Annotated in this window: 20 protein-coding genes and 3 pseudogenes; 12 read left to right on the plus strand and 11 right to left on the minus strand. The window is 61.5% G+C overall.

All coding sequences use genetic code 11. The features are described from left to right. Positions 1-2: 2 nt before the first annotated feature. Positions 3-1,154, minus strand: coding sequence for an efflux RND transporter periplasmic adaptor subunit (locus tag PSAKL28_RS05205; protein WP_038607476.1), 1,152 nt, complete (start codon positions 1,152-1,154; stop codon positions 3-5). Between the two features lie 261 nt (positions 1,155-1,415). Between PSAKL28_RS05205 and PSAKL28_RS05210 the strand changes: the two genes are divergently transcribed. Continuing rightward, the gene (locus PSAKL28_RS05210) at positions 1,416-2,048 is read left to right on the plus strand and encodes a TetR family transcriptional regulator (RefSeq protein ID WP_038607479.1); all 633 of its coding nucleotides are present in this window, start codon (positions 1,416-1,418) and stop codon (positions 2,046-2,048) included. Between the two features lie 1,067 nt (positions 2,049-3,115). On the opposite strand, the gene PSAKL28_RS27820 is transcribed toward PSAKL28_RS05210, so the two are convergent. After that, a complete protein-coding gene (locus PSAKL28_RS27820) occupies positions 3,116-3,289 on the minus strand; it encodes a hypothetical protein (RefSeq protein ID WP_167335110.1) in 174 nt (57 codons plus the stop codon). A 72-nt stretch (positions 3,290-3,361) separates the two neighbouring features. Then, the gene (locus PSAKL28_RS05215) at positions 3,362-4,270 is read right to left on the minus strand and encodes a LysR family transcriptional regulator (protein ID WP_038607482.1); all 909 of its coding nucleotides are present in this window, start codon (positions 4,268-4,270) and stop codon (positions 3,362-3,364) included. 105 nt (positions 4,271-4,375) lie between these two features. Here PSAKL28_RS05215 and PSAKL28_RS05220 point away from each other — a divergent pair, with 105 nt between their 5' ends. Together PSAKL28_RS05220 and PSAKL28_RS05225 are read left to right on the plus strand one after the other, a co-directional pair. Then, positions 4,376-5,260, plus strand: a complete 885-nt coding sequence (locus tag PSAKL28_RS05220) for an MBL fold metallo-hydrolase (RefSeq protein ID WP_038607484.1) — start codon at positions 4,376-4,378, stop codon at positions 5,258-5,260. Positions 5,261-5,290: 30 nt separating this feature from the next. Then, positions 5,291-5,905 (plus strand): NAD(P)-dependent oxidoreductase, encoded by a 615-nt coding sequence (locus PSAKL28_RS05225; RefSeq protein ID WP_038607486.1) that lies wholly within the window; start codon positions 5,291-5,293, stop codon positions 5,903-5,905. A gap of 55 nt (positions 5,906-5,960) precedes the next feature. Here PSAKL28_RS05225 and PSAKL28_RS05230 read toward each other — a convergent pair whose 3' ends face one another. Further along, entirely contained in the window at positions 5,961-6,851 is an 891-nt protein-coding gene (locus PSAKL28_RS05230) for a LysR substrate-binding domain-containing protein (protein ID WP_038607488.1), read from the minus strand. Between the two features lie 114 nt (positions 6,852-6,965). On the opposite strand from PSAKL28_RS05230, the gene PSAKL28_RS05235 reads away from it, so the two are divergent. The 7 genes and pseudogenes from PSAKL28_RS05235 to PSAKL28_RS28055 form a co-directional block, all read left to right on the plus strand. Further along, a complete protein-coding gene (locus PSAKL28_RS05235; protein ID WP_038607491.1) occupies positions 6,966-8,603 on the plus strand; it encodes a 5-guanidino-2-oxopentanoate decarboxylase in 1,638 nt (545 codons plus the stop codon). After that, the gene (locus PSAKL28_RS05240; protein ID WP_038607493.1) at positions 8,600-10,039 is read left to right on the plus strand and encodes an aldehyde dehydrogenase family protein; all 1,440 of its coding nucleotides are present in this window, start codon (positions 8,600-8,602) and stop codon (positions 10,037-10,039) included. Before PSAKL28_RS05235 ends, PSAKL28_RS05240 begins: the two co-directional genes overlap by 4 nt. Before the next feature lie 193 nt (positions 10,040-10,232). Continuing rightward, complete coding sequence (locus PSAKL28_RS05245; RefSeq protein ID WP_038607496.1) at positions 10,233-12,257, plus strand: type VI secretion system Vgr family protein; 2,025 nt, start codon at positions 10,233-10,235, stop codon at positions 12,255-12,257. After that, complete coding sequence (locus tag PSAKL28_RS05250; RefSeq protein ID WP_038607500.1) at positions 12,254-13,105, plus strand: DUF4123 domain-containing protein; 852 nt, start codon at positions 12,254-12,256, stop codon at positions 13,103-13,105. Before PSAKL28_RS05245 ends, PSAKL28_RS05250 begins: the two co-directional genes overlap by 4 nt. Further along, positions 13,102-13,575 carry a toxin VasX gene (locus tag PSAKL28_RS05255; RefSeq protein ID WP_038607504.1) on the plus strand — a complete coding sequence of 158 codons (474 nt, stop codon included), beginning with the start codon at positions 13,102-13,104 and terminating at the stop codon, positions 13,573-13,575. The genes PSAKL28_RS05250 and PSAKL28_RS05255 overlap by 4 nt, the downstream gene beginning before the upstream one ends. Then, positions 13,572-14,507, plus strand: coding sequence for a hypothetical protein (locus PSAKL28_RS05260; RefSeq protein WP_038607507.1), 936 nt, complete (start codon positions 13,572-13,574; stop codon positions 14,505-14,507). Before PSAKL28_RS05255 ends, PSAKL28_RS05260 begins: the two co-directional genes overlap by 4 nt. Then, a pseudogene (locus PSAKL28_RS28055) lies at positions 14,504-14,968 on the plus strand (hypothetical protein); the annotation flags it as partial. The gene PSAKL28_RS05260 and the pseudogene PSAKL28_RS28055, both read left to right, overlap by 4 nt. Here the strand turns inward: PSAKL28_RS28055 and PSAKL28_RS26700 are convergent. After that, positions 14,956-15,219: pseudogene (locus PSAKL28_RS26700) on the minus strand (AraC family transcriptional regulator N-terminal domain-containing protein); the annotation flags it as partial. The pseudogenes PSAKL28_RS28055 and PSAKL28_RS26700 overlap by 13 nt on opposite strands. A gap of 202 nt (positions 15,220-15,421) precedes the next feature. Between PSAKL28_RS26700 and PSAKL28_RS05275 the strand changes: the two are divergent. Together PSAKL28_RS05275 and PSAKL28_RS05280 are read left to right on the plus strand one after the other, a co-directional pair. After that, positions 15,422-15,730: an antibiotic biosynthesis monooxygenase family protein gene (locus tag PSAKL28_RS05275; RefSeq protein ID WP_038607512.1), complete on the plus strand. Its 309-nt coding sequence runs from the start codon at positions 15,422-15,424 to the stop codon at positions 15,728-15,730. 38 nt (positions 15,731-15,768) lie between these two features. Continuing rightward, positions 15,769-15,999 (plus strand): hypothetical protein, encoded by a 231-nt coding sequence (locus tag PSAKL28_RS05280; RefSeq protein WP_038607515.1) that lies wholly within the window; start codon positions 15,769-15,771, stop codon positions 15,997-15,999. Between the two features lies 1 nt (position 16,000). On the opposite strand, the gene PSAKL28_RS05285 is transcribed toward PSAKL28_RS05280, so the two are convergent. The 6 genes and pseudogenes from PSAKL28_RS05285 to bglX all read right to left on the minus strand — a co-directional run bounded on the left by PSAKL28_RS05285 (position 16,001) and on the right by bglX (position 24,205). Then, positions 16,001-16,612 (minus strand): flavin reductase family protein, encoded by a 612-nt coding sequence (locus PSAKL28_RS05285; protein WP_038607517.1) that lies wholly within the window; start codon positions 16,610-16,612, stop codon positions 16,001-16,003. 116 nt (positions 16,613-16,728) lie between these two features. Beyond that, positions 16,729-16,974 (minus strand): annotated as a pseudogene (locus PSAKL28_RS05290) (hypothetical protein); the annotation flags it as partial. 301 nt (positions 16,975-17,275) lie between these two features. Continuing rightward, on the minus strand, positions 17,276-18,595 hold the full coding sequence (locus PSAKL28_RS05295) for an MFS transporter (protein ID WP_038607523.1): 1,320 nt from the start codon (positions 18,593-18,595) through the stop codon (positions 17,276-17,278). A gap of 164 nt (positions 18,596-18,759) precedes the next feature. Next, positions 18,760-20,103: a two-component system response regulator MifR gene (gene mifR / locus PSAKL28_RS05300; protein ID WP_038607526.1), complete on the minus strand. Its 1,344-nt coding sequence runs from the start codon at positions 20,101-20,103 to the stop codon at positions 18,760-18,762. After that, positions 20,103-21,854 carry a sensor histidine kinase gene (locus tag PSAKL28_RS05305; RefSeq protein WP_038607529.1) on the minus strand — a complete coding sequence of 584 codons (1,752 nt, stop codon included), beginning with the start codon at positions 21,852-21,854 and terminating at the stop codon, positions 20,103-20,105. Before PSAKL28_RS05305 ends, mifR begins: the two co-directional genes overlap by 1 nt. A 59-nt stretch (positions 21,855-21,913) precedes the next feature. Beyond that, positions 21,914-24,205 carry a beta-glucosidase BglX gene (bglX, locus tag PSAKL28_RS05310; RefSeq protein ID WP_038607531.1) on the minus strand — a complete coding sequence of 764 codons (2,292 nt, stop codon included), beginning with the start codon at positions 24,203-24,205 and terminating at the stop codon, positions 21,914-21,916. Positions 24,206-24,339: the final 134 nt, after the last annotated feature.

Below are 24,339 nucleotides of genomic sequence, written 5' to 3' on the forward strand. Positions count from 1 at the left end.
GTTTACTCCCCTTTGGCCCCTGCAGTCGTTGCATTGGCCTGGGTTGGCTGAGCAGGCTTGACGTTGGTGGCTTCGCTGACCTTGACCTCGATGCCCGGCTGGACGAACTGCAGGCCCTCGGTGATCACGCGGTCGCCGGCGTTCAGGCCTTCTTCGATCAGCCATTCACTACCGACGGTACGGCTGGCCTTGAGCTGGCGCAGTTCGACCTTGTTGTCCTTGTTGACCACCAGCGCCGTTGGCTGGCCTTTGAGGTCGCGGGTAACCCCTTGCTGCGGCGCGAGGATCGCCTGGGCGTTGACCCCGGCTTTCAGGCGCGCATGGACGAACATGCCCGGCAGCAGGTTGTGGTCAGGGTTCGGGAATACCGCGCGCAGGGTTACCGAGCCGGTAGTCGGGTCAACCGAGACTTCGGAGAACTCCAGGCGGCCTTCCTGGCGATAGATGCTGCCGTCTTCCAGGGTCAGGGTGACCTTGGCGGCATTGTCGCCGACCTTCTGCAGCTGGCCGCTTTCCAGTTCGCGGCGCAGCTTGAGCAGCTCGGCCGAGGACTGGGTGACGTCGACGTAGATCGGGTCGAGCTGCTGGATCACCGCCATGGCGTCGGCCTGGCCATTGTTGACCAGCGCGCCTTCGGTGACCGAAGAACGACCGATACGGCCGCTGAGCGGGGCCAGGACCTTGGTGTAACGCAGGTCGATCTGGGCGCTGCGCAGTGCCGCTTCAGCCTGCAAACGTTTGGCTTGCGCGTCGTCGTATTCCTGGCGGCTGACCGCTTGCTCGGCGACCAGCTGCTTGTAGCGCTCGGACAGCGAACGGGTCGACTGCAGGTTGGCCTGGGCGCTGGCCAGGGTCGCTTCGTACACCGAAGGATCGATCTGGTACAGCTGCTGACCTTCCTTGACCTCGGTGCCTTCTTTGAACAGGCGCTTGAGAATGATGCCATTGACCTGTGGGCGGACCTCGGCGATGCGGTAGGCGGTGGTGCGCCCCGGCAGGTCGGAGGTCAGGGTATAGGCCTGGGTTTGCAGGGTAACGACGCCGACCTGAGGAACGTGCGCAACAGGCGCAGCCTCTTCCTTTTTACAGCCGCTGAGCAGTGTTGCCAGGGCGACGGCGGATACCAGAGCGGTAACAGCTGGCTTGAATTGCATGAAGATCCTCGGGTCGCAAGAGCTGAAGACGCTCAAGAATAAATGGAAAGGGTGCGAATAGAAAAAATGTTGTCGAGTGGATAAATAGCTTGCTAAGGAATATACTTACATTCATGGTTGTTTGTAAATACTTTGCAGACGAAGCCCCGGGCCGCCGCAAGCCTTGAATTTAATCATCCGGTAACAACCTGTCAGAGGTTGATCCGGCCCAGCCCCCAGGTGCCTGAACGTGCACCCGGGTTTTGATGAGGTCGTACTGCCATGGTCCGTCGAACCAAAGAAGAAGCCCAGGAAACCCGCGCACAGATTCTCGAAGCTGCGGAAAAGGCCTTCTACAAGCGCGGGGTTGCGCGTACCACCCTGGCGGATATCGCCAAGCTGGCGGGGGTTACCCGCGGCGCCATCTATTGGCACTTCAACGACAAGGCCGAGCTGGTCGAGGCCATGCTGGAAAGCTTGCACGAGCCGCTGGATGCCCTGGCCCGCGCCAGTGAAAGCGAAGATGAGCTTGATCCGCTCGGCTGCATGCGCAAGCTGCTGGTCCAGTTGATGCACCAGATGGTGCTTGACCCGAAAACCCGGCGAATCAACGAAATTCTGCATCACAAGTGTGAGTTCACCGATGACATGTGCGAGATCCGCCAACAGCGGCAAACCTCGACGTTTGAGTGTCATGCCCATATTGCGTTGTCGTTGGGCAATGCAGTCAGGCGCGGGCAACTGCCCGCCGATGTAGATCCCGAGCGTGCGGCGCTGGCGATCTATGCCTATATAGACGGCCTGATCCGCCGCTGGCTGCTGCTACCGGAGAGCTTCGATCTGTTGGCTGAAGCCGAGCTGTGGATCGATACCGGGCTGGATATGCTGCGCTTGAGCCCAGCCTTGCGCAAATGAGACTTTGTGAAGGTTTGTGATGAATTGTTTCCGCAGCCTTCGTAAACGTCCTACATACGGCCGCGCAGTTGCCTATCCGGTAAGGCCAGCGAGGCTGTAAGTCCGAACAGTGACACCATAGCACTGCCAAGCAACAGATGGCGGAAGGTCTTCAGCTACTCGACCTAAGCTGCATGCGCTAGCAGATGCTTATTTCAGGTCCTTCACGAAATTCTGGGGAGTATGATCCTTGGGTTGGGATGTTGAAACTGTGAGCTTATCCATTCAATGCGGCGATGCTGCCGGTCCCTTCCGCCTTTACGGCGTCCTACTTTCCTCTTGGGGAAAGTAGGCAAAGCCGCTCGCTCCTGCATCCGGCCCTACGCTGCGCTTCGGGTTCCTTCGCTACGGCACCTTCCGGGGCCACGCGGCCTACGACTTGCTTCGCCAAGTCTACGGCTCGCGTTCTTCGGCTACGCCGAAGGTGCTGCGCACTGCCCCTACAGGCACCTACGCTCAGCCTCCTGAAGTCGCAGTCTGCGGCGCCTGTACTTGCGTGCATGAAGATCAAGATCAACACGTTGAAGCGGGATTTTCCCGCGATGCGATGTAACTGGCAGGTCGATATCGCGGGGCAAGCCCGCTCCCACCGGGAGACCAATTAACCCGGTGGGAGCGGGCTTGCCCCGCGATGACATCCTGGCTCCGCCAGAATCTGATTTCGAAGATGCGTCAGTGCAGGCGCCGCCCGTAACTTTGCGACTTCAGGAGGCTGAGTGTAGGTGTCTGGAGGGGGCTGGTGCGCAGCACCCTTCGGCCTCAGCCGAAGTTCGCGAGCCGTAGACTTGGCGAAGCAAGTCGTAGGCCGCGATGCCCCTGGAGGGCACCGTAGCGAAGGGACCCGGAGCGCAGCGTAGGGCCGTATGTAGGAGCCAGCGGTTTTGCCTACTTTTTCCAAGAAAAAAGTAGGCCGCCGTAAAGGCGGAAGGGGCCATCAGCGGCGCCGCAAGGAATGGATAAGCCCTACATCCGAAGTCCAGTTTAGACCAGTCCCAAGATCATACCCCCCCCGGATTCCGTGAAGAACGTTATTTCAGGGCGCTCAGGGTGGCGGTGTGCGGGACGCAACTGGCCAGGCTGCAACTGGCTGCCGAATACGGTTGATTGCGGATCTGTTCGACCCGGTAGGCGGCTGCGGCATACAGCCCGACGACAGCGGCGATGGCACAGACAACGGCGCATTTTCTGGATTTGAGGCCCATGGTGCTCACCTCTTTCTAGCTGCACACAAGTGCTATTTAAAGCATAGGTCAGCTCTGCCCGGGTTGCCCGCGCTAGCGCAGGTCGCGGTCCCATTCCGGTTCGGCAGTAAAGCGTTCGGCGAGGAAGTCGAGCATGCTGCGCAAGGTCGCCGGCATGTGCTTGCGCGAGGTATAGACAGCATTGAGGTTGAGTTCGCGAGGTTTGGCCTGCGGCAACAGGCGCAGCAGTTCGCCGCTGTGCAGCGCGGGGGCCGCCTGGTAGGTGGGCAGCATGGCGATCCCGGCACCGGCCAGCGCTGCACGTTGCAGGGTCATCGCCTCATTGGCACTGATATTGCCCTGCACCGGCACCGAAACGCTTTCGCCCTCGACCTCGAAGTGCCAGAGGCTGCGGCCGAAATAGGAGTGGGTCAGGCAGTTGTGCCGCGCCAGGTCCTGGACCTGCAACGGCGTAGGGTGTTCCCGCAGGTAAGCGGGGGAAGCGCAGATCACCGAGCGGCACACGGTCAGGCGGCGGGCGATGAGGTTGGGGTCCAGATCGTTGCTGGTGCGGATGGCCAGGTCGATGCGTTCATCCACCAGGTTGACGGTGCGATCGAGCATCTGCAGATCGATCTTCACCCCCGGGTAGCGTTTGACGTAGTCGGCCATGGCATCCATCAGTTGGGCCTGGCCGAACGAGGTGCTGACGCTGATCCGCAGCTCGCCCCGTGGCGCCTCATCCGGTGCACTGACAGCCGCCTGCAGGTCACCGGCCAGCTCCAGAATCTGCCGGCAGCGCGGCAGAGTTTCCTGGCCGGCGGCGGTCAGGCTCAGACGCCGCGTGGTGCGCTGCATCAAACGCGCACCTACCCAGTCTTCCAGTTCAGCCAGATAGCGGGACACCACCGGGCGCGAGAGGTCCAGGTGATCGGCGGCGGCCGACTGGCTGCCCAGGTCGACCACACTGACGAAGACCCGCATTGCTGTCAGACGATCCATGATTTGCCCGCTTTCAGAAACAAACTATGTTCCAGCATCGCATTTTTTGCATTGGTTCGTGCAACTAAGCTGTTGCTCATTGCCACCCTCACAGGAATTGCCTTGATGCGTCGTTCTTTCTCCTTGCGCGGTTTGTTGCTGGCCGTTGCCACTCTCGGTGTCCTGGCGCAGGTGCAGGCCGCCGAGCAGCCGTTGCAGCTGGATGTCTATAACCCGGGTACCGAAGCCCTGTTTCCGGTCAGTTCGGTGATCGTCAGCGGCAAGCACGACGCCATTCTGGTCGATGCCCAGTTCGGCAAAGCCCAGGCCGAGCAGGTGCTGGCGAAGCTGCGTGCCAGCGGTAAGCAGCTGACCACTATCTATATCAGTCATGGTGACCCGGATTACTACTTTGGCCTGCAGACCCTGACCGACGCCTATCCACAGGCCAAGGTGCTCGCTTCCGCGGCGACGGTTGCTCATATCAAGCAGACCAAGGACGGCAAGCTGGCGTACTGGGGGCCGCAGATGGGCGCCGACAAGCCGGGCAAACTGGTGGTCCCGCAGGTGCTCGAAGGCAATCAGCTGACCCTCGAAGGCCAGCGCCTGGAAGTCCTTGGTCTTGATGGCCCGCAGGCGGATCGCAGTTTTGTCTGGATTCCCTCGATCAAGGCGGTGGTCGGCGGTGTGGTGGTTGCGGACAACCTGCACGTGTGGATGGCCGATACCCAGACGGCGCAATCACACAAGGACTGGCTTACTACCCTCAAGCGCATCGAACTGCTCAAGCCGCAGGTCGTGGTGCCGGGTCATTACCTGGGCCAGCCCGGCGAGTCGCTGGCAGCGGTGCGCTTTACTGCCGACTACATCCGCGCCTTCGACGACGAGACCGCCAAGGCCGCTAATGCCGCCGAATTGATCGCGGCGATGAAAAAACGCTACCCGGACCTGGGCGAAGAGAGCTCGCTGGAACTCGGTGCCAAGGTCGCCAAGGGCGAGATGAAGTGGTAAGTGACATTCAATCCTGACTGGAGGTTTTTCATGAGCAAGATCGCAATCATCGGGGCAACCGGGCGTGCCGGCAGCCAGTTGCTGGAAGAGGCGCTGCGTCGTGGCCACAGCGTTACCGCTATCGCCCGCAACCCGGCCAGGCTGCAGGGGCGCGAAGGCGTGACAAGCGTGGCACTGGATGTCACCGATGCTGCTGCCCTGGAGCATGCGCTGAAGGGGCATGACGTGGTGCTCAGCGCGGCGCATTTCTCCAGCATCAAGCCGCAGGCCATCATCGAGCCGGTGAAGAAAGCCGGGGTCAAGCGTCTGCTGGTGGTGGGCGGGGCGGGCAGCCTGCTGCTGCCGTCGGGGCACAAGGTAATCGACAGTCCGGACTTTCCCGAAGCGTACAAGGCTGAAGCCACTGCCGGCGGGCATTACCTCGATACCCTGCGTCAGGAAAAGGAGCTGGACTGGACCTTCCTGTCACCCTCGGCCGAGTTCGTTGAAGGGGCTCGCACCGGTAGCTACAAGACCGGCAAGGATCACCTGCTGATCGGTGCCGATGGCAAGAGCTGGATCAGCTTTGCCGACTACGCCATTGCCATGCTCGATGAAGTGGAAAAGCCTGCCCACTCGCGTCAGCGTTTTACCGTCGGTTACTGAGCGGTGGTGGGAGCGGGCTTCGGTGGGAGCGGGCTTGCCCCGCGATGGCGCTTTTTCAGTCACAACGCATCGCGGGGCAAGCCCGCTCCCACAGCCAGTTGAGCAGTTCCTGCAAGGTTGATGAGGCTGAACCCTGCGGCCAGACCAGGTAATACGCCTGACCGGTGCTGACCTTGAGCGGGAAGGGGGTTACCAGCCGTCCGCAATTGAGGTCATCACCGATCAGCGACCAGTCGCCGATCGCTACCCCGGTACCCTGGGAGGCCATCGACATGGCCATGTCCAGGGTTTCGAAATGCTGGCCTTTGCCTTGCCGGGGAAGGCTGGCACCCGCTGCACTGAGCCAGGTGTTCCAGTCGTGCTGGTCGCGGGTCGGGTGCAGCAGCATGTGTTGCTCCAGATCCGCCAACTGCTGCAAGGGCAGCGGGCCCGCCAGTAATTGTGGCGCGCACACCGGTGTCAGCTGTTCATCGAACAGCTTGAGTTTCTGCAGACCATGATTGGGGGCGGCGCCATATACCACTGCCGCATCAAACACTTCGCGACGAAAATCCACCCCGTGCTGCACCGTAGTGGTCAGCTCCACTGGCACATCCGGGCGCAACGCCTGCCACTCCATCAGCCGCGGTAGCAGCCAGCGCATCACGCAGGTGGGCGCCTTGAGTTGCAACGTGGCGCTGCGCGCACCGACTTGCTGGACACCTTCCTCGATCAGGGCGAACACCTGCTGCACCCGTGGCAGCCAGTCCTGGCCTTCGCGGGTCAGGCTCAAACCACGGGCGTGGCGCAGGAACAGCGGATAACCGAGATGATCCTCGAGGCCGGCAATTTGCCGACTGACTGCCCCCTGGGTAATGTGCAGCAGCTGCGCCGCACGGGTGAAGTTGCAGCACTGGGCGGTGACCAGAAAAGTATGCAGGGCGGGCAGCGGCGGCAGGCGTTTCATCGGGCGTCAGCCATGATCTGTGGACATGGCTAGTATGAGCTTTTTTGCATTGTGCCGGTAGCGGGGTGGCGGTCCAATAAAGCCTGTTTTCAGCACAATAACAGGCAGACGAACATGGCAACTTGCGGTGAAGTACTGGTCAAACTCCTTGAAGGCTACGGCGTCGATCATGTCTTCGGGATTCCCGGCGTGCATACCGTCGAGCTCTACCGCGGGCTGGCGCGTTCCTCTATCCGGCATATCACCCCACGTCACGAGCAGGGCGCAGGCTTCATGGCTGATGGCTATGCGCGTACCCGTGGCAAGCCGGGCGTCTGCTTCATCATCACCGGCCCGGGGATGACCAACATCACCACAGCGATGGGCCAGGCCTATGCCGACTCGATACCGATGCTGGTGATCTCCAGTGTACAGTCGCGCAATCAGCTTGGTGGCGGGCGCGGCAAGCTGCATGAACTGCCGGCCCAGGGCAGCCTGGTGGCCGGGGTGGCGGCGTTCTCTCATACGCTGATGAGTGCCGATGACTTGCCGATGGTCCTGGCCCGCGCATTCGCCGTATTCGATGGCGCGCGGCCACGTCCGGTGCATATCGAGATTCCGCTGGATGTCTTGGTTGAAGACGCCGATCACCTGCTGGCCAGTGCCCCTGTACGTATTGCCCGTGCTGGCGCTGCCCCGGCACCCGTGGCGCAAATGGCCGCGTTGCTGGCCAGCGCCCGGCGTCCGCTGATTCTCGCCGGTGGTGGGGCGATTGATGCCAGTGCCGTGCTGACCCGCCTGGCCGAATACCTGCAGGCCCCGGTGGCGCTGACCATCAACGCCAAAGGCGTGCTGCCGGCCAGCCATGCGTTGCAGATCGGTTCGACCCAGTCGCTGGTGGCGACCCGTGAGCTGGTCGCCGAAGCCGATGTGGTGCTGGCGATCGGTACCGAGCTTGCCGAAACCGACTATGACGTAACCTTCAAAGGTGGCTTCGAGATTCCGGGGCGTTTGCTGCGCATCGATATCGACCCGGACCAGACCGTGCGCAACTATCCGCCAGAGATCGCTCTGGTGGCCGACGCCACGGTGGCGACCGAAGCCCTGCTGGTGGCGCTCGCCGAACAGCCTGCGCCGGTACGCGCTGCCGAATGGGGCGCCAGCCGCGCCGCACGCTTGCGTGAGCGGCTGCTGGCCGACTGGGATCTGCCGATGCACAGCCAGACGCGCATGCTCAAGACCCTGCTTGAGACCTTGCCGAATGCGGTATTGGTCGGCGACTCGACGCAACCGGTATACACCGGCAACCTTACCCTGGACATGGATCAGCCGCGGCGCTGGTTCAACGCCTCCACCGGTTACGGCACCCTCGGTTACGCCTTGCCTGCGGCCATGGGCGCCTGGTTGGGCAGCGCCGAAGCAATTGAAAACCGCGCACCGGTGATCTGCCTGATCGGTGACGGTGGCCTGCAGTTCACCCTGCCGGAACTGGCCAGCGCTACCGAGGCGCAGGTGCCGCTGATCGTCCTGTTGTGGAACAACCAGGGCTACGAGGAAATCAAGAAGTACATGGTCAACCGTGCCATCGAGCCGGTGGGCGTGGACATCCACACCCCGGACTTCATCGGCGTGGCCAAGGCCCTGGGTTGTGCCGCCCAGGCCGTAGGCGATGTCGAGCAATTGCGTGAGGCGCTGCGCCAGGCGTGTGACCGCAAGGGGCCGAGCCTGATCGAAATCGATCAGACTCACTGGATGCAGGTGGTGCCAGCATGATGAAGCTTCCTGGTGTCTACATCGCCGGCGTCTGGCAGCACGGTCCGCAAGCCCTGACGGTGATCAACCCGAGCAACGAGCAGCAACTGGCGGAAGTGGCCGGTGGCGACGGTGCGGCGGTAGAGCGCGCGACCCAGGCGGCGCGGGCTGCATTCGCGGGCTGGTCGAGCAGCACCGGTGCCGAGCGTGCATCGGTACTGCGGACGATTGCCGAGGGGGTCGAGGCGCGTCGCGAGCGCCTGGTCTTCCTGCAGGCCAGCAACAACGGCAAGCCGCTTGCCGAAGCGCAAATGGACGTGGACGATGTCATCGCCACCTTCCGCTATTACGCCGAGCTTGCCGATCAGCTGGATGCCGGGCAGGACTGCCCGGTGGCACTGCCCAGTGACGATTTCGTCGCGCGGTTGCGGCGTGAGCCGTGTGGCGTGGTCGGGCTGATCGTGCCGTGGAATTTCCCCATGGTCACCACCGCGTGGAAACTGGCGCCAGCATTGGCCGCCGGCTGCTGTGTGGTGCTCAAGCCTTCGGAAGTGACGCCGCTGGCGGAGCTGGAGCTGGCCTGCATGATTGCCGAGGCCGGATTGCCGGAGGGTGTGTTCAACCTGGTCTGTGGGACCGGGATTGCAGTGGGCGCCGCCCTGGCGGCCGATCCACGCATTGCCAAGGTGTCCTTCACCGGCAGCAATGCGGTGGGCGTGCAGGTCATGCAGCGGGCGGCGGAAACCGTCAAAGGCGTGAGCCTGGAGCTGGGCGGCAAATCGTCCTTGCTGGTACTGGAGTCGGCAGACCTGGAACTGGCTGTGGAACTGGCCTGCATGGGCGGCTTCTTCAATGCCGGGCAGATGTGTTCGGCTACCAGCCGGGTGCTGGTTGCCGAAGCCTTGTATCCGGACTTTATCGCGCGGTTGAAAACCCGGGCCGAGGCGATCCGCGTCGGCGATCCGTTTGCCGGCGACAATGAAATGGGCGCACTGGTCAACCAGGCGCAGTACCAGCGTGTACGCAAGCACATCGCGGCGGGCCTGGAAGCTGGCGCGCGACTGCTGTGCGGTGGTGAGCGGCCAATACAGTTGCCATGCGGGTATTTCATCACCCCCACGGTATTCACCGACGTACCGCTGGACAGTGCGCTGTGGCGTGAGGAGATCTTTGGCCCGGTGCTTTGCGTGCGGCCGGTGGCCAGCGAAGCGCAAGCCGTGGCGCTGGCCAATGACAGTGAGTTCGGCCTGGTGGCCAGTGTGGTCAGTAGCGACCTGAGCGCCGCCGAGCGTGTGGCCAACGCCCTTGAAGCCGGACTGGTGTGGATCAATGCACCGCAGGTGATCTTCCCGCAGACGGCCTGGGGTGGTTACAAGCAGAGCAGTATCGGACGGGAGCTTGGGCCTTGGGGGTTGAGTGCCTTTCAAGAGGTCAAGCATGTGGTGAGAGCGGTATAGACCTTTTCGCGGGGCATACCCACGCGTTGCTGGTCGCTGATCGTGCGAGAAAGCGAAAAATCCCACGAGCTTTAGGAAGTGTCTTACATCAATTCCTTTGCCGCCTTGTTAGCGTGCGCTGAAATTTGAGCTTGCCCAGGCGTTCGCCTGGGCATCGCGCTCTGCTTTCACTTTTCAGCTTAAGGATAAGCGTATGTTCGCGTCGGCCAATGCTGCGCACTTCGCATTGTTGATCCCTTCTGTCCGCAACGATTTCAAGGTACTGGCCTTTGACGGTACTGAAACTATCAGTACCTTGTACGCAATCCAGGTCGAGCTGGTCAGCGAGTACCCTGACTTCGATCTGGAAAGCCTGCTCAGTCAGCCGGCGTTCCTTCAGTTTGGCCTGAATGGCGAAGGTATCCACGGCCGTATCGAAGATGTCAGGGTCGGCGAGCCGGGCAAGCGCCTGACGCGGTATCAGCTGACTCTGGTCCCGGCCCTGCATTACTTGCAGTTCAGCCACAACCAGCGGATTTTCCAGCAGTTGACGGTGCCGCAGATCGTCGCTCAGGTGCTCCAGGGCCATGGCATTCAGGCCGATGCCTTTAGCTTCCATGTCAGCCCCCGCCCGGTGCGCGAATACTGCACGCAGTATGGGGAGGATGACCTCAGCTTCATCATGAGGCTGTGCAGTGAAGAAGGCATTGCCTGGCATCACCAGCACAGCCCGGACGGTCATCGGCTGGTGTTCACCGACGATCAGGTCTTTTTTCCCAAACTGGGGGCAACCCCGTATCAGCAAGGCGCCGGTCTGGTGGCCGATCACCCGGTCATCAGCCAGTTCTCCCAGCGCTTCAGCACCCGGACCACTACCGTCACCCGGCGAGACTACGACCTCAAACGCCCAAGCCGGTTAGTGGAGAACCACTCCACCGCCGAGTTCACGCCGGCGCTTGAAGATTACCGCTACCCCACGGCGATCGAAACCGAAGAGCGTGGCAAGCAGCTTGCCCGTCTGGCCCTGGAACGGCATCGCAGCGACTACCAGTTGGCCGAAGGCAAAAGCGATCAGCCGAGCCTGCGCAGCGGTCATTTCTTCGACCTGCGCGAACACCCGCGCAAAGCGAGCAACGACTTGTGGCTATTGCTCAGCGTAAGCCACAAAGGCAAACAGCCGCAGGTGCTTGAGGAATCAGTTACCAACGACGACCAGCCCGAAGACGGCTTCAGCCAAGGCTACCGCAACACTTTCAGCGCCATTCCCTGGGACGTGTTCTATCGGCCACCGCTGGTCACCCGAAAATCGGTACTGGTCAGCCAGACCGCCCGTGTCACTGGGCCTGAAGGCGAAGAAATCTTTTGCGATGAGCATGGCCGGGTAAAAGTCGAGTTCCATTGGGACCGTGCCGAGCTGAACAGCGACAAGAGCAGTTGCTGGTTACGGGTTTCATCCAGTTGGGCCGGCGAGGGCTTCGGCGCGGTGACCATCCCGCGCATCGGCATGGAAGTGCTGGTGACCTTTCTGGAAGGTGACCCCGACCAGCCGTTGATTACTGGCTGTGTGCCCAATACCCGCACGGCGGTGCCCTATCCCTTGCCCGCGAACAAAACCAAAACCGTGTTGCGCAGCCGCAGCTCACCCGCCAGCGGCGGTTACAACGAACTGTCGATTGAAGACCGCAGTGGCCAGGAGTTGATCTACCTGCGCGCCCAGCGCGACCTGGCGCAAAAGATCGAGAACGACAGCCGCCTGGAAGTCGGCAATGAACGCCGGGAAACCATCAAGGGCAACAGCATTGCGGTGCTGGAAGCCGAAGACCAGCGCACCGTCACCGCCGACCGCAAGATCGAACTCAAAGCCAACGACTATTTGCAGGTCGCCAGCAGCAGCCATACCCGCGTCGGGCAAACGCTGGTGGCTGAAGCCGGCCAGCAAACCCACCTCAAGGCAGGGGTCCAGGTTGTCCTCGATGCCGGGGCCAGCATCACCTTGAAAGGCGGCGGTCAGCACCTTGTCATAGGGCCCGGCGGTATTTTCAGCAGCGTGCCCATCGTTCTGGGGGGGACGCCGGTTTTGGGCGTTCCCGCGCAGCAGGCCCTTTCGGCCGTATCGATACTCTCCGAGGCGCCGGTGGCGCTGTCACTGGTTGCCCAAAAAACGGCATTGGTGCAAGCCGCTGAGCAAGCCGCGCCCCTCTGTGCCGTGTGTCAGAAGCTATCGGAGGTGAAGGCATGAGTCAGGCTTATCTGCTGCTGGACGGTGCCCTGATCGATAATCTGCCGAGCCGCCTGTTTGAGCTTGCAGGCAGTACGGCGTTTCACGCGCTGTATCAACAGACTGCCTACAGCACCCTGGTAACGGTTAGCCCGGTGTTGGTGCCGGTAGTGCCGAACAGCCCGCTGGCACACACGTTTACCGAAGAGTGGCGTGCGACGGCGGGTATCTGGCTGGAGTCCGAAGTGGATGAGGCCGCTGTGTTGCAACACCTGCGCAGCCTGATTCACGCCCGCGTCGAGGGCGATGTCAGGGTTTTTTTTCGCTACTACGACCCCCGTATCACGCACTTGTGGCTGGCAGACCTGGTACCCCAGCAACGTGATCGGTTGATGGGGCCGATCCGTCTTATTTTACTGCCGGAATCGGTTCACCCTGGCGGTCTCATTCGTCAGGAAAACCCTGAACAGCCCATCGCCCAGTACACGGATAAGCCCTGGTTATTGCTTACCCCGGAACAGGTGGATCACTTGAGCGCAGCCAAGCGGCAGGGTCTTGCCCAGCAGTTGATCGAACATTGCCAGCAGCACTTTCCCCAGCGTCTGCAAGGATTGGAGCCCGCGGCACAACAGCAGTGGACCCTGGCCTGTCAGCGCAGTGCTGAGCGACACGGCTACAGTGCCGCCGATCAAATCACGCGCTGGGCCAACTTGCACGCCGCGCTGGGCGATGATTTCCCCAACGCTGCAGATCACGCGGTTTACCGCCAGATCCTGGACGACAAAGGGGCTTCACCTGCACAGCGTCTCGATAACCTGAATACCGAGCTGCATCGCCAGTTGCTCATCGACAAGGACCTCAGTGCATGAGTGCAGACAAGCTGGACATGATCGACCGCCTGGCTCAGGCCGAGCGCGCCGCCAGGGCGATGCCCCATGAAGATATCAACAGCCCAGTAACGCCATGCCCCGCCAGTCAGCCGGAACTGTTCGTGGTACCGGTGCGCTATGCGCTGGCAGAAGAACAAGCCACCCATCCCTGTTGCACACCCGGTGTTGCCACCCGCAGCCACCCCATGGCAGCACGCCGCCTGCGCGGCGGCTTTCTGTACCTGTGGCAAGACCAGGGCCCGCTCAAACGCTATGCCGTCACGCCGAATGGTCTGCTCAGCGAGCAAGCACTGGAGGACGATGACACCCTCGTGCTGAACGGCACCCTGGCGGGGCTGGCGCTGAAAAAAATCCACAACGCCTGGATGCTCTACTGCGAGTACCCCCTCTCCGCGGAACACTGTGAGGCGTTAAGCAGCAGCACCTCTCAACCCAAGGACAAGACATGAGTACGCCACCGGCAGGCACCACGAAAAAACGACTGTTTTCGCGCAATGACTATCTGGCGCCACTGCCCATCCCTACCGGCGAAAAACCCACTGACGTGCTCAATACCATTTGGCGCAAGAACGAGGTGTTTCTCGATATCGGCAATTACAGCGTTGGTTCGGCGGTGATGGTGATATGGCCGATGGTGATGACGATCTTGGCCATGTCTTACTTCACCCGAAATTTCAACTCTGACTTCAGTCAAGATACTTTGATAATGGGCGCGATTATCATGGCTCCCGGTATATTTTTTTTGATTTTGGGCCTTTTCCGCAAGACGCCTTTACCCGTGCGTTTCAATCGGCAACGCCGTGAAGTGTGCGTACCGCGTGCAGATGGTGAGTACTGGATTGTCCCTTGGGAAAGCGTAACGGCAGCGGCAACACAACATTCATCGGTAAGCCAGGCGGGTAAAAACACAATGGGCTTATTGGTCGTTGGCTTTGAAAACCCCGACCCACAGGCCAAAGACGATAACAAACATTTTTCAATGGGTTTCAACTGCGGTGGTGGCACCACCGCAATGGCGTTGTGGGAGTGTATGCGCAGCTACATGGAAATTGGGCCAGACGCCGTGCCTGATAGCCGAGTGGGTATTGCACCCTACGAAGAAACACAAATCGGTTCGATCATCACCGACTTGCGTAAGGGGAATCTGATAGATGTTTTATGGGGGATATTCTGCATTACGATGCTGGGGACCTATCTCGCGGAAAAACTACAGAACTTAAAGCTGTCGCACCCGCCTGATCTAACCTATCCCGCCATCATCGAATGGTCCGAACCACTGCCCCCCGAGCAGTGGGCCAGGCGCTCCCCGGAGCTGGAAGCCGCCATCGCCAAGCGTGAGGCCGAATTGGCCGCGCAGACGCAACCCATGGACAAGACATGAGTACACCGCCGGCAGGCACCACGAAAAAACGGCTGTTTTCGCGCAATGACTATTTCGCGCCACTGCCCATCCCTACCGGTCGAAAGCCCTCGGATGTACTCAACATCATTTGGCGCAAGAACGAGGTGTTTCTCGATATTGGTAATTACAGCATAGGTTCGGCGGTGATGGTGATATGGGTGGGAGTGATGACGTTCTTGGCCATGTCTTACTTCACCCGAAATTTCAACTCTGACTTCAGTCAAAATATTTTGATAGCGGGTGCAATTATTATGGCTCTCCCTATCTTATTTTTGATCCAGGGTCTGTTCCGTGAAATACCCTTACCCGTGCGTTTTAATCGGCAACGCCGTGAAGTGTGTGTACCGCGAGCGGATGGCGAATACTGGATTGTCCCTTGGGAAAGCGTGACCGCCGCAGCAACGCAACATTCGTCGGTGAGCCAGGCCGGTAATGCCACCGAGAGCACCATATAGTGCAGCGGGTCATACACGTAGCGTTCATCGCCCAGGCAGATTTCCTTGCTGCCGTGGGCAAGGATGCACAACGCCGGCTGCGCCAGCGCCGGCATGGAGCGCACACTTTCTTCGTATTGCACCAGGTACAGGTCGTCGATGGCCGATTCGACGCTGATGCTGCGCGGGGCGTGACGGCGCACCAGATCAGCCAGCTCCTGGCGCTGTTGTTCCAGGGCGGGGTCGAGGGTAGTCATTGCAGCACTTCCAGAGAGGGACCTGAGCAGCATAGGTTTGTGCAAGCAGCGACGCTAGCCGGATGCTGTCGTCTGCTTGCCTGATCCTGCCGCGCGCAGGATCAGGCAAGCGTGTGACAGGAATGGCCTAACGGCGCGCGCGAGACGTCGCCTAACCTGTGCAACCTGGCAATAACAACTGGCTGCTCTAGGAGAGATGCTCATGACCTCGCCACACTCGGTCACCCACCTTGCTTTTATCCGGGCCAGCAGCGGTCGCACAGTGGAACTGGGCGAGCGCTTGCGCCAATTGCTCGAACCATCGCGGCAGACGCCGGGTTGCCTGCACTTCAACCTGCAACAGTCCCAGGCCGATGCCGATCTGTGGCTGTTGAGTGGTTTCTGGCGTGATCAGCAGGCGATGAGCGGTTACTTTGCCTCACCCACCCTGGACCTGTTCGGCGAACTGGTTCAGGCCCAGGTGGTCGCCAGCCTGGACCTGCATACCTTCGGCGAGCCGTCTGCGGGTTAGAATGGCGCTTTCAGGCAATCGATGTGGATTTGAGGCACATGGCACGTAAAGAGTTTTCCCGGTTCGAAGCAGTATCGGCCGCTGTGCGCGGCGAAGAAGGCTACTGCGCGGCGATCGCCGTCAAAGGCCTGGGCGCGGGCGGCGCGCCGCGGTTTCACAAAGTGCTCGACGGGCAGACGTTCAAGACCGCCATGGCGGCTGACGAGGCGGCGTGCGCCGAGCTTGAACGCCTGCAGGACGTCAACGACGACGCCGAGCTGGTCTGGTAACTCAGCCGTTGACCTGCGGGCGGGCCATCTTGAACAGATTGCCCAACTCGAAATAATCCGCAGGTCCACCTCCGCGCAGGATCGGCTGCGCGGCAGCGGTGTCGTAGATGCCATCCTTGAGCAGATGCTCGGCAATATGCACCGCCACCACTTCCCCGAGGATCAACCAGCTCGGTACCAGTTCCTGATCGGCGCGCTGCAGCTGGATGATCTGGGTCACCTTGCATTCGAATGACACCGGGCTTTCCTGCACCCGCGGCACGGCGATGACGTTGGACGCCACCGGGGTCAAGCCGCTCAGGGCAAACTCATCGACTTCTGGCGAGACCGCTGCGCAGCTCTGGTTCATCGCCTCGGCCAGTGGCCGGGTCGCCAGGTTCCAGGCGAACTCGCCGGTTTTCTCGATGTTGTTCAGGCTGTCTTTGCGCCCGACGCTGGAGAAACCGATGATCGGCGGAATGTAGTTGAAGGCATTGAAGAAGCTGTAAGGCGCAAGGTTCAAGCGGCCCTCGGTGTCCTGGGATGAAATCCAGCCGATGGGGCGCGGGCCGACGATGGCGTTGAAGGGGTCGTGAGGCAGGCCGTGGCCTTTTGCGGGTTCGTAGTAGTACATCTGCGCTGGCCTTGCGGCCTTCCCTGTGAGTAAGCGCCTAGTGTGCCAAGGCTTTGCCCGGCTGAAAACGATTAAGCCCGGCCGAAGCCGGGCTGACTGCAGCGCATCAGGGATTAGCTGATGCGGTGGGCCTGGGTGCGATCGAAGCCGTCTTCGGCAAATTTGGCGCCGCCGGTGCGATCGAAACCGTCTTCAGCGAATTTGGCGCCGCCGGTGCGATCAAAACCATCTTCTGCATAAGTCGCCGACTGGCTTTGTACGGCACCGAAGTTGTGGCTGTTGGTACGGTCGAAGCCGTCTTCGGCGAAAGCGTTGGCAGCCAGTACCGAGAAGGCCAGGGTCAGGATCAGTTTGCTTTTCATGGTCGTTGCTCCGGGGTGGTGAGAGGTTGTTTGTTTCTATGGGTTTGATATTACGCTTATTAAATTGATTAAATAGTGCAAAAAGTGGCATATAGAAATCGAATAATTAGATGTATTTGGCGGCGGTCAGGGCCTCATCGCGGGGCAAGCCCGCTCCCACTGTGGTCACAGAGATCCTGTGGGAGCGGGCTTGCCCCGCGATGATGAAAAGATGAGGGTGGGGGATTAATGCGGCGTTAAACATGAAAAAAGGGGGCGTCCATTGCTGGACGCCCCCTTTTTGTTGACCTCAGGCCATGCCTCAGTCAGTGGTGATCCGCGAATGCTTGCGGGTGTCTTTCATGAACACATACACCAGCAACGAGCAGGCGATACAGGCGGTCACGTACCAGTAGAAGCCGGTTTCCATGCCGATGCTCTTGAACCACAGCGCCACGTATTCAGCGGTGCCGCCGAAGATCGACACGGTCAGTGCGTAAGGCAGGCCGACGCCCAGGGCACGGATTTCAGTCGGGAACAGTTCGGCTTTGACCACGGCGTTGATCGAGGTGTAGCCGCTGACGATGATCAGCGCCGCCATGATCAGGAAGAACGCGCCCCACCAGGTCTGGATGGTGTGCAGGGTGGTCAGGATCGGCACGGTGCACAGGGTGCCGAGGACACCGAAGGCGATCAGGATCGGACGGCGGCCAATCTTGTCGGACAGGCTGCCGATGATCGGTTGCAGGCACATGAACAGGAACAGGGTCGCCGCCGAGATGGTGGTCGAATCGGTGATGCTCATGCCCACCGTGTTCACCAGGTACTTCTGCATGTAGGTGGTGTAGGTGTAGAAGGCCAGGGTGCCGCCCATGGTCAGGCCGACCACGGTCGCCAGTTCCTTGGGATGGCGCATCAGGGTGCGCATCAGGCTTTCCTTGGACTTTTCCTTCTTGGTGAAGGAGGCGGTTTCTTCCATGCCACGACGCAGGTACAGGGCCACGACCGCGCACAGGGCGCCGATCACGAACGGTACGCGCCAGCCCCAGGCATACAGCTGCTCGGTGGTCAGGGTCTGTTGCAGGACGATCAGCACCGCCAGGGCGATGAGCTGGCCGGAGATCAGGGTCACGTACTGGAAGCTGGAGAAGAAACCACGACGCTCTTTGGTCGCCATCTCGCTCAGGTAGGTGGCCGAGGTGCCGTATTCGCCACCCACCGACAGGCCTTGCATCAGGCGGGCGACCACCAGCAGGACCGGGGCGGCAACGCCGATGGTTTCATAACCCGGGGTCAGGGCGATGACCAGCGAGCCTGCGCACATCAGCAGTACCGAGGCCATCAATGCGGCTTTGCGGCCCTTGCGGTCGGCATAGATACCCATCAGCCAGCCACCGATCGGGCGCATCAGGAAGCCCACGGCGAAGATCGCGGCAGTGTTGAGCAGTTGGGCGGTGGTGTCGCCGGCCGGGAAGAAGGCTTTGGCGAAGTACAGGGAAAACGCGGCGTAAACGTACCAGTCGTACCATTCGACCATGTTGCCGATCGAACCGCTGAAAATCGACTTGAGTCGGCTTCGGGTGGTTTTTTCCGCGGCTGGCGCAATGGCCGCCCCGGCGGGCAGGGTGCTGGAGTTATCCATCGAAGGGACCTTCATAGTTGTTTTTGTGGAGCGCGTCGAAACGCAACCTGACAGGGCTATAGCAGGAGCTGTGCCAGGTGCGAAAGGCCCGGATTAGAAGGGTTTTGGTAAGCTGGTGAGCGGAAACCCGCTTATCTTCCGATGGTTGATCGGCAAGATTCCGCTTATTGCGGGCGATCCGCGTCGAGGAAGTCTTCGCGCAGCAGGCCATGGCGCTGCATCTTTTCGTTGAGCGTGCGCCGGGGCAGTTGCAGTTCTTCCATGACCGCTTTGATCTCACCCTTGTGGCGGCTCAGGGCGGCCCGCAGGCACTGCGCTTCGAAGGCTTCCTGCTGGGCGGCCAGCGACTGTCCGGGCTCGACCTGGGCAATGCTTGGCTCTCCCAGGCCGAGGGCGTGACGCTCGGCGGCGTTGGCCAGTTCGCGGACGTTGCCAGGCCAGTCGTGGCTGAGCAGACGTCCCAGGTGCGCGCCGCTGAGCCGTGGCGCGCTGCGGCCGACGCGTTCGGCCGCCAGGCGGGCAAAGTGCTCGAACAGCAAGGGGATGTCTTCACGCCGCTCGCGCAACGGCGCCAGGCGCAGTTCGGCGACGTTCAGGCGGTATGCCAGGTCTTCGCGAAAACGTCCGGCGCGGGCTTCTTCGAGCAGGTCAGGTTTGGTCGCGGCGATGATGCGCAAATCGACGCTGATGCTCTGGTTGGCGCCAAGACGTTCAAGTTTCTGTTCCTGCAGCACGCGCAGCAGTTTGGCTTGCTGGGCCAGCGGCATGCTCTCGATTTCATCGAGGAACACCGTGCCGCCATTGGCGTACTCCAGCTTGCCGATGCGCTTGCCCTGGGCACCGGTGAAGGCGCCGCTTTCATGGCCGAACAACTCGGCTTCGAACAGGGTTTCGGGAATCGCCGCGCAGTTCAGCGCAACGAAGGGTTTGTCGGCGCGCGGGCCGAAGTCGTGCAGGCAGCGCGCGACCTGTTCCTTACCACTGCCGGTCTCGCCGCGGATCAGCACGTTGACCGGCAGGCTGGCGAGGTCCAGCACCTGTCTGCGCAACTGCTGCATGCCCTGCGACATACCCAGCAGGTTCAGTTCCAGGCGTGCCTTGAGGTCGGCCTGTTCATGCAGGCGGTGGTTTTCCAGCACCAGCTGGCGTTTTTCCAGGGCACGGCGCAGGCTGCCCAGCAGGCTTTCCGGGCTGAAGGGTTTTTCCAGAAAGTCATAAGCGCCGTTACGCATGGCTTCGACCGCCATGGGGACATCGCCATGACCGGTCAGGAGAATCACCGGCAGGTCGGCATCGCGGGCCTGGAGCTGTTCAAGTAACTGCAGGCCATCCATGCCGGGCATCCGCACATCACTGAGGATGACCCCGGGAAAGTGCGCGGGCAGTTGGTTCAGGCAGTCTTCGGCGCGGCTGAACAGCTGCACGCTGAAGCCGGACAGGCTCAGCCATTGCTCGACCGCAGTGCGGATGCTGGCTTCATCGTCGACGACCATTACCGAATTGAACATCAAGGCTCCAGATCACAGGGCAGGGTAAGGCTGAAACGCGCGCCGCCAGGTTGATTGTCGACGGTAAGGCGCCCGCCGGCTTCATGAATGATGCCATAGGAAATTGCCAGGCCAAGGCCCAGGCCTTCACCCACAGGCTTAGTGGTGAAGAACGGGTCGAAGACATTGGCCAGGTGTTCGGCGGCGATACCACCGCCGCTGTCGAGGACGCTCAAGCGCCACTGCTCGGCCTCGATTTCGATACGGATTTCCAGACGTTTGTAGCTTTTCCCGGCCATGGCGTCGAGGGCGTTGCGCAACAGGTTGATCAGCACCTGCTCGAGGCGGATCGCATCGCCACGCACCCAGGCCGGCCGGGCCAGGTACAGGGAGACTTTCACCTGTTCGGCGCGAATCCGCGTATCGAGCAGCTGCAAGGCCTGATCGACCACGGTGGCCAGGTCCAGACGCTCGCGCAGGCCGCTGGGGCTGTTGCGGGCGAAGGTTTTCAGGTGGCCGGTGAGCGCTGCCATGCGCGTCAGCATCTGTTCCAGCGGTTCCAGCGCCTGGCGGGCTTCATCGTAACGCTGGTTGTCGAGCAACAGGCGCAAGGTTGCCAGTTGCATGCGCTGGGTGGTCAGCGGTTGATTGATTTCATGGGCCAGGGCCGCCGACATCTGCCCCAGGGCCGCCAGCTTGGCCGATTGCACCAGGCCCTCCTGGGCGGTGCGCAGGTCGCGGGTGCGCTCTTCGACCAGGCGCTTGAGCTCTTCCCGGCTGCGCTGGCGCAAACGTGCCAGGCGCAGGCGCTGGCTGATGAACAGCAAGGCAAAGACCAGGCTCAGCCATACCGCTGCAGCGGAGAGGGCGGCATTGCGCCCGTCGTCACTGACTTGCGGTTTGCGCAGCAAGTGCAGGGTCCAGCCCTCGGCTTCCAGCGGCAGGCTTTCCCACAGGTATTCAGTGCTGCCTTCCGGGCCCTGCACGCGCATCAGGTGACTGTCGTCATCGAAACGGCTGAGTACCTGGTGCTGCAGTGGCACCAGCTGTTGCTTGTCGTACTGGCGGGTGGCGGCCAGCTCGGCATGGTCGGCGCTGCTCAAGGGCTTGAGTTGGCGGTAGCGCCAACCGTCCTGGTTGGCGATGAAGATGATCCCACGGGCATCGCTGACCAGCAGGATGTCGTTGCCCTGGCGCCATTCACGTTCAAGCTCGGGGAACTCCAGCTTGACCACCATGGCCCCGAGGAAGCGGCCATGTTCGTCCTGCACGGCGCTGGAGAGGAAGTAGCCGGGCACGCCGCTGGTCACGCCGACCGCATAGAAGCGCCCGCTGCCCTGGCTGCGGGTCTGTTTGAAGTAGGGGCGAAAGCCGTAGTTGGAACCGACATAGGTGCTGGGCAGGCGCCAGTTGCTGGCGGCCACGGCCAGGCCGGTGCGGTCTAGCAGTTCCAGGGTCGAGGAGTTGGCCGCGCCATTGATGCGTTCGAGTTTACGGTTCAGGGCGTCCTGGACCTGCTCGGTGACCGGGCCACTGAGCGCGCTGATCAGCTCCGGGTCCAGGGCCAGGACGGCGGGCAGGGCGCGGTAGCGTTCGATCAGGGTGTGCAGCGAGTTGGCGTACAAGCCCAGTTGCTGGCTGGCCCGGCCGGCATCCTCGACCATCGACTGGCGTTTGGCGTGGTGCATCGCCCAGCCAGCGGTGAACAGCGTGCCGGCCAGGATGAAGAAAATGATCAGCCCCAGTCGCAGGGCACGAAACGAGTAAGGCATGGTGCAGATCCCGGCAGAGGGGAAGGCCTCCTGGCCTTCCCTTGGCGCTTGGCAACGGATTACAGCAGTTCGAAACGTTGTTGCTGCACCGCCTGGGAGTCAAGCCCGATCTGGACATTGAACTCGCCGGGCTCGGCCGCCCATTGCAGTTGGGTGTTGTAGAACTTCAGGTCTTCTTCACTGATCTGGAAGCGTACGGTGCGCTCTTCACCGGCCTTGAGCATGACCTTCTGGAAGTTCTTCAACTCCTTGATCGGGCGGCTCATGGACGCGGCAATGTCTTGCAGGTACAGCTGCACCACGGTTTCGCCATCACGTTTGCCGGTGTTTTTCACGCGGATACTGGCTTCGAGGGTCTGGCCCTTTTTCAGCGTCTTGCTCGACAGGGTCAGTGGCGACAGGCTGAACTCGCTGTAGCTCAGGCCGTAGCCGAAAGGATAGAGCGGGCCGTTGGGCTCTTCGAAGTACTGCGAGGTGTAGTTGCCAGGCTTGCCCGGGGTGAAGGGCCGGCCAATGCTCAGGTGGTTGTAGTACATCGGGATCTGCCCGACCGAGCGCGGGAAGGTGATTGGCAGTTTGCCCGAGGGGTTGTAATCGCCGAACAGCACATCGGCAATGGCATTACCGCCTTCGGTACCGGTGAACCAGGTTTCCAGGATCGCATCGGCCTGCTCGCGTTCCCAGCTCAGCGACAGTGGCCGGCCGTTCATCAGCACCAGTACCAGCGGCTTGCCGGTGGCTTTCAGGGCCTTGATCAGCTCGCGCTGGGCGGCCGGGATTTCCAGGGTGGTGCGGCTCGACGATTCGTGCGACATGCCACGCGACTCACCGACCACGGCGACGATCACATCGGACTGCTTGGCCGCTTTGACCGCTTCATCGATCAGCACCGCAGCCGGACGTGGGTCGTCGACGATTTCCGGCGCATCGAAGTTGAGGAAGTTCAGGTAATCGAGGATGGCCTTGTCGTGGGTGACGTTGGAGCCTTTGGCATAGATCACCTTGGCCTGGTCACCGAGCACCTGGCGCATGCCTTCGCGCACGGTCACCGACTGCTGTGGACGACCGGCGGCGGCCCAGCTGCCCATCATGTCGATCGGTGCATCGGCCAGCGGCCCGACCAGGGCGATGGTGCCGGCCTTTTTCAGTGGCAGGGTCTGTTCGCGGTTTTCCAGCAGCACCATGCTGCGGCGCGCCACGTCACGCGCTTCGGCACGGTGCAGGCGGTTTTCGGCGTAGGTATCGGCTGGGTCGTCGCTGGCCTTGCCGATGCGACGGTACGGGTCGGCGAACAGGCCCATGTCGTACTTGGCGCCAAGCACTTCACGCACGGCGTTGTCGATATCGGCCTGGTTGATTTCGCCGGCCTTGAGCAGGCTGGCCAGTTCTGAATCGTACAGCGAGTCGTTCATGCTCAGGTCGATGCCGGCCTTGATCGCCAGCTTCGCCGCTTCGCGGCCATCGCGGGCGACACCATGGCGCACCAGTTCGGTGATTGCCCCGTGGTCGCTGACGGTCACGCCCTTGAAGCCCCAGTCCTTGCGCAACAGGTCATGCATCAGCCAGGTGTTGGAGGTGGCCGGCACGCCGTTGATCGAGTTCAGCGCAACCATCACCCCACCGGCGCCGGCATCGATGGCGGCGCGGTAGGGGGGCAGGTAGTCGTTGAACATCTTGGTCGGGCTCATGTCGACCGTGTTGTAGTCGCGGCCGCCTTCCACCGCGCCGTACAGGGCGAAGTGCTTGACGCTGGCCATCAGGCTGGTTGCCTCGGCCGGGCTCTTGCCCTGGAAGGACTCGACCATGACTTTGGAAATCCGCGAGACCAGGTAGGTGTCTTCACCAAAGCCTTCACTGGTGCGGCCCCAGCGTGGGTCGCGGGCGATATCGACCATTGGCGCGAAGGTCATGTCGATACCGTCGGCGGAGGCTTCGAGGGCGGATACCCGTCCGACCTTGGCGATGGCGTCCATGTCCCAGCTCGAGGCCAGCGCCAGGCTGATCGGGAAAATCGTGCGGTGGCCGTGGATCACGTCGTAGGCGAAGAACATCGGGATCTTCAGGCGGCTGCGACCTGCCGCGTCCTGCATCGGACGGTTTTCGGCACGGGTGATCGAGTTGAAGGTACCGCCGATGCGGCCGGCGGCGATTTCCTTGCGGATCTGCTCGCGGGGCATTTCCGGGCCGATGCTGATCAGGCGCAACTGGCCGATTTTCTCGTCCAGGGTCATCTGGCCCATGAGGTCGGCGATAAAGGCCTGTTTGTTCTTCAATGGCTCTGCAGGGGTATCGGCAAAGGCCGACTGACTGGCCAGGCTGACGACGAGGCCCAGCAAACACAGCTTGTTCATTAATTCTGTTCTCAAGGCCCGGGGCAGTATTCACGGTGATACTGCCCAGCCGAAGTTGGGGAAGCGGCTATTGTTGTAGTTTGCTGGGGCATCTTTTAGCCGATTGGGCCATCGCGATCCAGCGGCGGTGACGG

The organism is Pseudomonas alkylphenolica, assembly GCF_000746525.1.
GTDB classification, from domain to species: Bacteria; Pseudomonadota; Gammaproteobacteria; order Pseudomonadales; family Pseudomonadaceae; genus Aquipseudomonas; species Aquipseudomonas alkylphenolica.